Annotated in this window: 6 protein-coding genes and 1 tRNA gene; 2 read left to right on the top strand and 5 right to left on the bottom strand. The window is 41.5% G+C overall.

What is annotated here, in order from left to right:
* Positions 1-1,860: 1,860 nt before the first annotated feature.
* From ABKW31_RS18375 to ABKW31_RS18360, 4 genes are all read right to left on the bottom strand, one after another.
* Positions 1,861-1,936 (bottom strand) — tRNA-Phe (locus ABKW31_RS18375).
* Positions 1,937-2,128: 192 nt separating this feature from the next.
* The gene (locus tag ABKW31_RS18370; RefSeq protein WP_348618040.1) at positions 2,129-2,404 is read right to left on the bottom strand and encodes an oxidative damage protection protein; all 276 of its coding nucleotides are present in this window, start codon (positions 2,402-2,404) and stop codon (positions 2,129-2,131) included.
* A gap of 251 nt (positions 2,405-2,655) precedes the next feature.
* Positions 2,656-5,796 carry an efflux RND transporter permease subunit gene (locus ABKW31_RS18365; protein WP_348618039.1) on the bottom strand — a complete coding sequence of 1,047 codons (3,141 nt, stop codon included), beginning with the start codon at positions 5,794-5,796 and terminating at the stop codon, positions 2,656-2,658.
* 2 nt (positions 5,797-5,798) lie between these two features.
* Positions 5,799-6,947 (bottom strand): efflux RND transporter periplasmic adaptor subunit, encoded by a 1,149-nt coding sequence (locus tag ABKW31_RS18360; protein WP_348618038.1) that lies wholly within the window; start codon positions 6,945-6,947, stop codon positions 5,799-5,801.
* 230 nt (positions 6,948-7,177) lie between these two features.
* Here ABKW31_RS18360 and ABKW31_RS18355 point away from each other — a divergent pair, with 230 nt between their 5' ends.
* Entirely contained in the window at positions 7,178-7,822 is a 645-nt protein-coding gene (locus tag ABKW31_RS18355; protein WP_348618037.1) for a TetR family transcriptional regulator, read from the top strand.
* On the opposite strand, the gene mutY is transcribed toward ABKW31_RS18355, so the two are convergent.
* A complete protein-coding gene (gene mutY / locus ABKW31_RS18350) occupies positions 7,815-8,891 on the bottom strand; it encodes an A/G-specific adenine glycosylase (RefSeq protein ID WP_348618036.1) in 1,077 nt (358 codons plus the stop codon). The genes ABKW31_RS18355 and mutY overlap by 8 nt on opposite strands.
* Between mutY and ABKW31_RS18345 the strand changes: the two genes are divergently transcribed.
* The gene (locus ABKW31_RS18345; protein ID WP_348618046.1) at positions 8,861-9,697 is read left to right on the top strand and encodes an alpha/beta hydrolase; all 837 of its coding nucleotides are present in this window, start codon (positions 8,861-8,863) and stop codon (positions 9,695-9,697) included. The two genes, mutY and ABKW31_RS18345, sit on opposite strands and share 31 nt — an antisense overlap.
* Positions 9,698-9,721: the final 24 nt, after the last annotated feature.

Raw genomic sequence — 9,721 nt, 5'->3', positions numbered from 1 at the left:
CCCTATCAATAGACTGAACCCTATAACCGCTTATATGATAGTCGTGCCATGCCTTCATAATAGGTTCTGCCTAACGCTTATTAACGAGCATTTCGCATTTGCAACTGCTCGGCTTGATTGTTTTTTTTCGTCATTTTCAGTGCCTACCTTCTGATTTTATTACGTATTTTTTACTTTTATTAAGCTAAAACTACGGAAGTTCTAAAAAGCAAAAGGAGCCTGACTTTAACGAGACTTTTTTCGCTTCCTATTAAAAACCATGCGCAAAATATTTTCCATAATTAAATTAATAACTTAGCTGTTTTCTTAAAATCAAAGTGAGACCTAGGAAATTTATTTAATAGGAAGCGAAATTGGTATTATTCACTAATCTTCATTATACCTGATTTTTTATACAGCATATTGAAGTGAGAAATATTTAAGCAATCAGTTAATCTATAGTCCGCTATGGTCTGAACATTTGGTACATACCAAGCCGAGGGCGAAGTGCGGCTTTTGGCACAAACTTGCTATTCAAACCAAACAACATGAACGCCCACGCCATCAGTAAAAGCAATATTCCGAAGATGTCAGCCTCCCTTTTTTAGTTGTAAATGGAGCGGTTTGAAGTAAGCGAAATCTACAAATTAATATTGGACATTTGAATCCAAATCATTAGTGTCATTTGGCATGTTTAATCAATAAATACATACCCATGTTATACAAGAAACCTAATTCGAAATATTGGTATACCAAGTTTGATCTTGCTTTCGATGGCACGACTAAACGTGTTAATCGCAGTACTAGAGAAACAATCAGAGCCAAAGCTGAGGCTGTTGAACAACAAATCAGGGAAATCACATGGGAATTACTCAAAGAGCCTGAAAAACAACAATATGAATGGGCTGATGCTGTTCGTTTGTATTTAGGTTGTCGGCAAACTAATAAGACATTGAATGGCAAACAACGCAAGCTCCTATGGTGGCAAGAAAACTTAAGCTCTGACTCATTTAAGAAAATAACTGCAAGTGAAATTTTCACGACTTTGTCTACCCGAACAGAATTGAGTCTCGCCACGAAAAATCGGTATTTGTCTGAAATAAAATCCTTTTTGAATTTTGTTCACAAAGAGCTTGAGTGGATTGACCGAGTGCCCGTCATCAAAATCTTTAAAGAACGGGAGAAACCATTTTATAAACTCACTGACAACGACGTAGAGCGTTTATTGTTGGCTTCGCCGGAGTTCATGCGGCCTATCATTCTTTTTGCTCTTTCAACGGGGTTTAGAGCGTCTAACATCATTGGACTGACGTGGAACAAGCTTGATTTAGAAAAAAAGGTAATTCGGATCGATGCTGACAATCATAAAAGTGGCTCGGCCATGCTGCATCCAATCAATGAAACGGTTGTAACATTACTCAGAAATCTTGCCACAAGTAAGAAATCTGATTTCGTATTCCTAAACGAAAGTGACTTACCGATTAACGATCTTAATCGCCGTATTTGGTATCGAGCATGTAAAAGTGCTGCTTTAGTCGGTTTGCGGTTCCATGATTTGCGGCATAACTGGGCATCGCGCCATGCAGAGAAAGGCACGGATATTCTAGCTATTAAAGAATTGGGAGGTTGGAAAACTCTAGAGATGGTGCAACGCTATACGCATCCAAGTTTGGACTATCTTAGTCTACAGGCAAACAACATTGTAGAAAAATCATTTACAGAGAGTAGTGAAGATAACATTGTGACAAATGTTGATGAGAAACAGAGCTGTGACAAAAAATCGTCTCACTTTGTCACAGTAGGTAGTTTGAAAGTGCTAAAAGATGAGGGTCAAAAATGGAAAAACCTGTTAACTTTCAACAAGTTAACAGGTTTTAAACATGGTGCCCGGAGGCGGAATCGAACCACCGACACGGGGATTTTCAATCCCCTGCTCTACCGACTGAGCTATCCGGGCAAAACTGGTTGACTTGCGGCTTACGGTGTTTTGTAGGACCTGCTTCGTCGTGGGTGCGTATTAAACGGATTATGGTGATTTATGTCAACTAATTTATGGTAAATATTTTGATTTTTGTGCTGACTGCTGCAAAAACCAGCAAAGCTTAGTTATTAAATCACCATTTCAAGCAAAAAGCGGGCTTGGTACTCCTTATTCAGGTTTAACCGGCACGTAACCTTCAACTTCTACATCTTTACCTTCAAACAAAAAGTCGGTCATGGCCCCTTCTAAAAATTGACGGTGTTCAGCATTCATCATGTTGAGCTTTTTTTCATTAATTAACATGATCTGTTTCTTTTGCCAAAGCGTCCACGCCTCTTGGCTAATATTATCAAAAATACGTTTGCCCAGTTCACCTGGATACAATTGAAAACCTAAACCTTGTGCTTCTTTTTTCAAATACTGGCAATGTACCGTTCTACTCATTTTAATACCTTCTTACTCAAATGTGCCTACCCCACCTCGAAATAATAAATTAAGAGGATGGGCATTAGCTTAATAACTGAACTCATAAAGCTAGTCTAGCAAATTAGTTGAGCCCAGTCCTGACACAAAGGCACCAATAGCGAGCTTAATTCGATTTTAGTTTTTCGCACTCAAGTACAGCAAAAATGAGCGCGCCTAATAAATAAGCCAGCATAGGTGTCACAACCATTACGAACAGTATTTGTAGGGGATTAAACATGACTTTTATCCTTTTGTGCTTGCTCACCTTGCTTTTTATCTATACCAAAGAAGCGATAAACACATACAAAAAATAAAGGCACAAAAAATATGGCCAGTACCGTGGCTGAAAACATCCCACCAAATACCCCCGTACCAATAGCATGCTGACTTCCAGAGCCTGCTCCTGAGCTCAAGACTAATGGGGTTACACCTAACATAAAGGCCAAAGAAGTCATGATAATAGGACGTAAGCGCTGCCTAGATGCCTCAATGGCAGAATCAAGCAAACTATTACCTTCTTCGTAGAGAGTTTTAGCAAATTCGATAATTAAAATGGCATTTTTAGCCGCTAAACCTATGGTCGTAAGCAAGCCAACTTGAAAATAGACATCATTTGTCAGACCTCTAAGAAGGGTAAAGATCACCGCTCCCAATATACCCAATGGTACGACCAAGATCACGGCCGTTGGTATACTCCAGCTTTCATATAAAGCGGATAAACATAAAAATACGATTAAGATTGATAAGGCATATAACATTGGTGCTTGAGAACCAGACTTTTGTTCCTGCAAGGATAAACCCGACCATTCAAAGCCAAAACCGGCTGGTAGCTTTGCGGCTAATTCTTCCATCGCTTGCATGGCTTCCCCCGAACTTAGACCAGGCGCCGCCTGCCCTAAAATTTCGACTGAAGATACACCGTTGTAACGTTCTAATTTAGGTGAACCAGAAACGAGTCCGAAAGTACTGATAGCACTTAAGGACACCATTTTGTTTTCGTCATTACGCACATACCAGTCTTTGATATCTTCTGGCATCATGCGATAAGGTGCATCCGCTTGCACAAAAACCTTTTTAACCCGATTGCCATCGACAAAGTCATTCACATAGGTAGAGGCCCAAGCTGTGGTAAACACTTGATTCACATCGGCAATAGAAAGGCCTAAAGCCATGGCTTTCTGCTGATCGATATTAATTTTAAATTGCGTTGTATCACCTAATCCATTGGGCCGCACACCGACCAGTCGACTATCTTGTTCTGCCATACCAAGTAACTCATTTCGAGCCGCCATCAAGGCTTGATGGCCTTGCCCGCTCAAATCTTGTAACTCAAAGGTAAATCCTGTGGCATTACCTAATTCGGCGATTGGTGGTGGTATGAAGGCGAAAACAGACGCTTCTTTTAGCTGCGACAATGCCCCCATTGCCCGAGCAGCAACAGCTTGCACACTTTGCTCGGCACCGGGACGTTCGTCCCAGTCTTTTAATCTTAAAAAGGCCATACCGTTGTTTTGACCGCTACCTTGAAAACTAAAACCAACCACTGAGAACATGGCTTGTACGTTTTCTTTTTCATCCTCTAGAAAGTATTTTTCGACTTTATCCATTACCAAAGATGAACGCTCCATCGACGCACCTTGAGGCAAAGACAGCAGAGCAAACATTCGGCCTTGGTCTTCGTCAGGCAAAAAACCGGTTGGCAAGCGCAAGAACAGCGCACCCAGTACAACAACTAAAATCACATAGATAAACATGTACCGTCCAGTGCGACCCAATATGTGGCCTACTGAATTCTGGTAGGCCTTAGTCATCCCTTCAAATTTATTATTGAACCAAAAAAAGAAACCACTTTTTGGCTTATCTTCGCTGGAAATAGGCTTTAACATAGTGGCACATAACGCAGGTGTTAATATCAGGGCCACCAGCACTGATAAGGCCATGGCCGAAACAATAGTCACCGCAAACTGACGATAAATAACCCCAGTCGAGCCACCAAAAAAGGCCATTGGTACAAACACCGCTGATAGCACTAGAGCAATACCGATGAGTGCACCGGTAATCTGCTTCATGGATTTTTTGGTAGCCTCTTTAGGCGATAAACCTTCTTCGTGCATTACTCTTTCTACATTTTCCACCACAACAATCGCGTCATCCACTAATAAGCCGATAGCTAATACCATGGCAAACATAGTCAAGGTATTGATTGAATATCCAAAAAGATAAAGAATACCAAAGGTACCTAGCAACACGACTGGTACGGCAATAGTAGGGATTAATGTTGCTCTAAAGTTTTGTAAAAACAAAAACATTACACAAAATACGAGCACGATGGCTTCTAATAAAGTTTGTACAACAGATTCAATAGATAACTTAACAAAGGGCGTAGAATCATAGGGGTAAACAACCTCAAGTCCAGCGGGAAACTGCGGCTTCAACTGAGCAATACGCTCTTTCACCAATGCTGCTGTATCAAGGGCATTTGCTCCAGACGCCAAGCTGATAGCCATACCAGCTGCAGGTTGATTATTATATTCAGACAGTATTCGATAGTTTTCGCCACCAAGCTCGACTCTCGCTACATCTGACAAACGCAAAGTCGAGCCATCATCTGCCACCCTTAACAGAATATCGCCAAACTCTTTTGGCGTTTCTAAACCAGTTTCTACCACTATGCTGGCGCTAATTTGCTGACCAGGAACAGCTGGCGCACCACCTAACTCGCCTGCCGCTATTTGAGAATTTTGTGCTCTAATGGCAAGAATTACTTCATTAACAGTTACGCCATATTGGGTAAGTTTGTCAGGGTTTAACCATATTCTCATCGCATATTGTGAGCCAAAAAACTGTATGGTGCCCACCCCAGAAAGACGACTTACTTGGTCTTTTACATTAGAGGCAACATAGTCAGAAATATCAAAACGGTCCATACGGCCATCAGCTGAATAAAAACCTGCGACCAATAAAAAACCTGAAGATGATTTAGCCACTCTAACGCCAGCTTGCTGAACCTTGTCTGGCAACAGAGTCATAGCTGTCTGCAATTTGTTTTGTACTTGTACTTGTGCGATATCAGGGTCGGTACCTGCATTAAAGGTTACCGTTATATTGGCATTACCGGTTGAATCACTGCTCGCACTGATATACTGAACATTGTCTATACCGGTTAAGGTCTGTTCTATTACTTGTATTACAGTATCTTGCACCACTTGAGCGGAAGCCCCTGAATAGGAAGCAGAAATAGTAACTGTAGGTGGAGCAACATTAGGATATTGTGAAACAGGTAACTTAAGCATAGCCAACGTACCTGCCAACATAATCATAATGGCAATTACCCAAGCAAGTATTGGTCTCTCGATGAATATTTTAGCCATAGTTAACCGGCCTGCTGCTGATTAATATCGCTCGCCGCCACTGTCATACCAATAGATATTTTTTGTAATCCCGCCACGATAACTTGATCGCCGACTTCTAAGCCATTTAAAACTAACCAAGAGGCGCCAAAAGCACGATCGATAGCGACAAACCGCTGTTGTACAGTACTACTGCTATCCACAATATAAACATAAGGCTTGTTGTCATGACTAAACAACAGCGATTTTTGCGGTATTAATATAGAATTAGTCCGCTTTGCTTGATGCACAGTAACTTTGCCGAACATACCAGGCAGCAGAATATAGTCAGGATTAGAAAACTCAACCCGAATAGAAACGGTATCGGTAGATGGGTCGGTTTGCACTTCATTAAATTTAACTTCACCGTCATGCAGGTACTTTTCACCATCACTAAAGGTAAGCTCAGCAATAGGAGCGACTTTCTCAAGCTCACCTGTAGCGATGCGTTGTTTAATTCTGCGTAAATCATCATTGGCCATAGGAAGATCAAAATAGATGGGATCTAGCTGGGTGATTTCGGCTAAGGCAGCAGCTTGTTGCTCAACAACTAAAGCCCCCTCGGTCACACTGGATTTACTAATTCGCCCTTCAATGGGCGCCAAAACATTGGTGTATTGGATATTGAGCCTAGCTTTGTAAAGCGCCGCTTCAAGCACACCGACTTTAGCTTCTAAACTATCAAATTGGGCCTGAGCAATATCTAAGTCTTGCTGACTAACCAGCTTTTGTTTAATTAATTTGGTATAGCGACTTAAATCCGCTTTTGCTTCTTGTAAATTCGCTTTGTTTTCAGCAATTGCCGCTTCTGCTGAGAGTAAATTTGCTTCATAAACCGTAGGGTCTATTTGGTAAAGCGGTTGACCCGCGGCTACCACCGAACCTTCATCAAATAAACGTTGCATAATAATGCCGCTCACCTGAGGACGTATTTGCGATTTTTTAGACGCAATTGAACGAGCCGGTAAAGACTGGGTAAACAGCACATCTGTGGCCACTAGCGTTATAACATCAACGGCTTGAGGAGGTCTTTGCTGATTTGCTGTTTCACTTTGTTGTGGCGAACAAGCGCTTAAATATAGAACGCTGCCCCCCAGTAAAACCATAGCTGTAAAGAACCGAGAAAATTTCATTGAGACCTCAAATTAGTTGGTACCTGTTAGTTGATTGTTTTAAAAGATGTGAAAATAACTAACAGCAAAAATAAGAATGCATAATATTTACAAACAATTTACATACATTCATGCATGTATTGTATTCTACTGGTTACCTCGTTACAATTGCAACAACAGTAGAGAATTTAATAAGTTCTGTTACATCTCTCTCAGTATTCAGCAAGAATTCGGTGCATAACGAGGTATCTATGGCCAGAAAAACCAAAGAAGACGCGATTGCGACGCGCAATATTCTATTAGATTCTGCCGAACAGATTTTCTTCGACAAAGGTTATTCACAAACCACATTAATGGATGTAGCAAGTCATGCTGGGATGACGCGTGGTGCTATTTATTGGCATTTCAAAAATAAAATGGAATTATTCGAGGCCATGGTAGAAAGAGTGCATCTACCTTTAGAGTCCTTAGTTGAAGCATGTGCCGACGAAAATGAGCCTGATCCATTAGGAAAATTTCGTGAGTTTTCAGTAAAATTCCTTATTCAACTTGGCAGCGATAGACGTTTACAGCAGGTTTTTTCGGTGATGCTACACAAATTTGAATACAACGGACAGGTTGCCCAACTAGAAAAAAAACAACAGAGCTCATTTCAAGAATTTACTCAGAGAATTGAGCGAACATTCAAAAACGCAATTAAACGCGGACAGTTACCCATTGATTTAGATATTGAACAAGCCGCGTTTATCAAACACGCATATTTTACCGGTATTTTAAATAATTGGCTGTTTTGTCCATTAGATTATGATTTAGCGAAACAAGCCGAATCCTTAGTCGACAATTACTTTTTTATGTTAAGCCACAGCCCTAATCTTAGATTACCAGCATCTAACTAAGCTTTTCCTCGCGTAATGTTGTAAACAATTGTTGCGTCGGCGCAGCTAAGCCTAAGGCAGGAGGATTCAGCAAGTCATACCAACGGTCTTGCTCCTCACTCACCATTTGTGTTCTAGGCTCTGTATTTAGCAAAAGTACTACAGGCTGGATATCGAGATGGAAATGACTAAAAGTGTGACGAAATGGCAATAGAAAGCTGACTCTAAAATCGACTAAACCCAAGGTTTTAGCTTGCTGTTCAAGTTCTTCCAAAGAGTCAATTTGATAAAATCCCCATAAGCCTCCCCAAATCCCAGTTGGTGGCCTTTTATAAATCAAGGTCGTATTTTTCCACATAGGTATCAACATAAAAGTTGAACGCACCGGAATCACTTTTTTAGGTTTTTTACCGGGAAAGTCTGTGGGCCTTGCTAACTTAAATGCTTGGCAGTCAGTTGATACAGGGCAACGGGAACAAGCAGGAGAACTTCGAGTACACAGGGTTGCGCCCATATCCATCATGGCCTGATTATATTCTGCGGTGCGTGTAGCTGGCGTTAAACTATCCGCCAATTCCCATAATTGCGTTTCTACCGCTTTGTTGCCTGGCCAGCCTTCAATCGCAGCATAACGCCCTAATACCCGCTTAACGTTTCCGTCTAATATGCTGTGATGCTGTCCCTGAGCTAAGGACAATATCGCAGCCGCCGTTGAACGACCAATGCCAGGCAAATTCATCACTTGTTCAAGGGTGCTGGGAAACTCTCCCCCATGTTGTTGCACAATGTTTTTTGCCGCCTGATGCAAGTTTCTAGCTCGGGCATAATAACCAAGCCCAGTCCAGTGGTGCATAACCTCATCTTGCTGAGCCTCGGCCAAGCTAGCAACATCAGGGAAACGCTGCATAAATCTTAAGTAATAAGGGATCACAGTGCTAACTTGGGTTTGTTGCAACATAATCTCCGAAACCCACACAGAATAGGCTGATTTAACTTGTTGCCAAGGCAAGTCTTTGCGCCCATGCACCTCAAACCAAGTGAGAATGCGGTGTGAAAAAGATGAGTTTGCAGGGGAATTTTTATGAGTCACAACAATGCTTATTTTGCTTCTTAACAGATATACTGGATAATACCCTATCTGCTTCTATTTGGTTTACATTGCTCTCAGTGATTTCATCTGCCACCACTCTAAAAATAACTCAGCCTGTTGTATTTCTGCCAGGTACTCTATGTGATGAACGCATTTTTATGCCTTGTTGGCATCATCTCGATATACCTTATCAAGCTTATGTTCCTTTGCAATGGGCTGATGATCTGGCACAGATGTTAGCCTTAGGTGCTGATAGACTCGACTATTTTGATCAGCCAGTACATTTAGTGGGGTTTTCAATGGGCGGCTATTTGGCCGCGCTTATCGCCTTGCAAACCCCCACTAAAGTGGCTTCTTTGACTCTGATTGGCAATACCTGCCAAGCCCTACCCGAAGCAGAATTAATTCAACGTAAAAATTTAGTGGCAGCAATAAAACAAGCTAAATTCAAAGGTATGAGTGATACACAAATCGCCAATATGCTGCATCCGGCAAATAGGCACAATAAGGCTATTATCAAGATTATTCGTGAGATGGAACAAGACTTAGGGACGGCCACTTTAAATAGTCAAATAAAGGCCACCAGTGAGCGGAAAAATCTGTTACCTCAACTGGCAAAAGCCAGTTTCAAGTGCCATTTTATCGCTGGAGAGCAAGACTACCTTACCCCTGAAGCGCAATTACACATGGCCCAGCAGCAAATTCCCGGTAGCTCACTTAATATTATCGCTGAAGCGGGCCATTTATTGCCCCTAGAACAAGCAAAAGCCTTAGCTGACCTGTTAGCAAGCGCATTAAATACATGAAGTCCTTGCAATCAAAGATGGTCA

Source organism: Paraglaciecola sp. 25GB23A, from assembly GCF_040012495.1.
Classification (GTDB): Bacteria; Pseudomonadota; Gammaproteobacteria; order Enterobacterales; family Alteromonadaceae; genus Paraglaciecola.
This window is presented reverse-complemented; position numbering and strand designations above follow the sequence as displayed.

Excerpts from the sequence above, each read along its gene's own strand:
- ABKW31_RS18345 (WP_348618046.1), top strand. The coding sequence starts at position 8,861 with ATGAGTTTGCAGGGGAATTTTTATGAGTCACAACAATGCTTATTTTGC.
- ABKW31_RS18365 (WP_348618039.1), bottom strand. The coding sequence starts at position 5,796 with ATGGCTAAAATATTCATCGAGAGACCAATACTTGCTTGGGTAATTGCC.
- ABKW31_RS18355 (WP_348618037.1), top strand. The coding sequence starts at position 7,178 with ATGGCCAGAAAAACCAAAGAAGACGCGATTGCGACGCGCAATATTCTA.
- ABKW31_RS18370 (WP_348618040.1), bottom strand. The coding sequence starts at position 2,404 with ATGAGTAGAACGGTACATTGCCAGTATTTGAAAAAAGAAGCACAAGGT.
- ABKW31_RS18360 (WP_348618038.1), bottom strand. The coding sequence starts at position 6,947 with ATGAAATTTTCTCGGTTCTTTACAGCTATGGTTTTACTGGGGGGCAGC.